General features: G+C 58.1%; 3 protein-coding genes. All 3 read right to left on the bottom strand.

Going from position 1 to position 1,582, the window contains the following annotated elements; translation table 11 throughout:
• Positions 1-175 precede the first annotated feature (175 nt).
• Positions 176-313, bottom strand: coding sequence for a hypothetical protein (locus ACE4YL_RS03270; protein ID WP_461369204.1), 138 nt, complete (start codon positions 311-313; stop codon positions 176-178).
• A complete protein-coding gene (locus ACE4YL_RS03265) occupies positions 310-879 on the bottom strand; it encodes a hypothetical protein (RefSeq protein ID WP_461369203.1) in 570 nt (189 codons plus the stop codon). Before ACE4YL_RS03265 ends, ACE4YL_RS03270 begins: the two co-directional genes overlap by 4 nt.
• A partial coding sequence (locus ACE4YL_RS03260; protein ID WP_461369202.1) for a DNA-methyltransferase occupies positions 869-1,582 on the bottom strand: 714 nt, incomplete at its 5' end. The genes ACE4YL_RS03260 and ACE4YL_RS03265, both read right to left, overlap by 11 nt.

The following is a 1,582-nucleotide window of genomic DNA, read 5'->3' as shown; positions in this document are numbered from 1 at the left end:
AGCGGGATATACGCCGCGTCCTCCAGGGCGATCGTGACTCCAGTCCACTCCTGGATCCTGGAGAGGATCTCCTGCCGCGCCTCGTAGGTCTCGACGGGGAGCGGCTCCTGCAGGGCCGCCCGGGCGGCGTGAAACGATTTGGACTCATACGGTATTTTTAGAACAATAGTGCCGCTCAAAGTGTCGCCTCCTTTTTGGCGAAATATTCACGCACGCGGTAGCACCGCTCCCGGAGCACCGCGATGTTATCCGCGACCGTGCGCCCGCTGCCGGCGGAGTAGGGACCGGAGATGTAGAGGATCGGGTGGGTCATGCGATCACTCCATACGTCCGCAGGTCGCTCTTCCCGTCACGGAGACCGACGATATACTGACAGAGTGTCGAGTATCCCCTCTGCACGGCGACCTGACTATCAATCGGTGCGCGATAATACCGATCCCGGACGAGCCACTCATCCACCTCGGTAACTAACGAGAAGTGTCCTCGGATCGCGCCATATGTGATCCAGAATACCCGATCGGATATCTCTCGATCGACGAGGAGGTAAACATCCTGATCCCGGTTCGACGCCTTATCGACCTTCCGGGCGAGAAATGACCACGAGTGCCACCGTCTCGGAGGCGAGGGATATTCTTCGAAAACATCGTTGGGTTTGCGTTCAACGTCGATCTTGCATATCTCCTTTCCAAACGTCAGTGACCGCCGATCGTAGGTGTGGACGATCACGTCTTGCGGCGAGAACTTCGCCCGGTCTCGCCCGACCGGACGCTCAGCCCGGATGCCATCGTGGATAAAGAGGGCGTTGAGCTTCGCGGCGACGACGAACTCCGGATCATGAGAGTATCCTGCGTTAAGGGCTCGCCAATCTTTACGTGACACCTGCAACCCGCCCCCTGACAATCTGCACGTTCACCGCGTCGATATCGAACCCGATCGCCTTCCGCCCCATCTCCCGGGCCATATCGAGGACCGTGCCGGATCCCATGAATGGATCGAGGACGGTATCTCCCGGATCGGTGAACGGCTCGAATATCTGCCGCAATTCTTCCTTGCCCTGCTGCCACTCGTGCGCCGACTTCTCGCGCCCGGTGCCGAGAATGACATCGCAGAAATACCGCTTCGGGGCCATCCGGGGCGGCTTGTGGAATATCAGGATCGGCTTAAACCCACACATCACACTCCGAGAATGAACTGCCTTTGTCGTTCCGGCGTGTTTCAGGGCGGCAATCCAGTAGAAGTCAAGGTGTCTGCACATCTGATCGAGGATGCGATCGAGATGAATGTGGCCCACGTAGGTTATCAGGAATCCGCCGGGTTTCAGGACGTATTCCGCCGCTCGCGCGAATCCCTCATAGTTCTCCAACCAGTCCTTAACGTATGGCGGATCCGTGATGATGCAATCGACCGATCCCTCACCGAGTATATGATAGTCCTTGAGGAAGTCGCCATGGTACACCTGCACGGACGGCGGAAGTTTGACGACTGCCGCCCCCTTCTCAGCGAGTTCTTCCCGGCGTCTCTGGAGGGTCTCCTCCTTCTTGATGTCGTTAAAGACCTTGTTGATTGATACGCCCGGATCGCC

The organism is Candidatus Darwinibacter acetoxidans, assembly GCF_041936445.1.
Taxonomy (GTDB): Bacteria; Bacillota; Limnochordia; order Darwinibacteriales; family Darwinibacteriaceae; genus DTU010.
The sequence above is the reverse complement of the archived record's forward strand: the minus strand, read 5'-3'. Positions and strand labels throughout refer to the sequence as shown.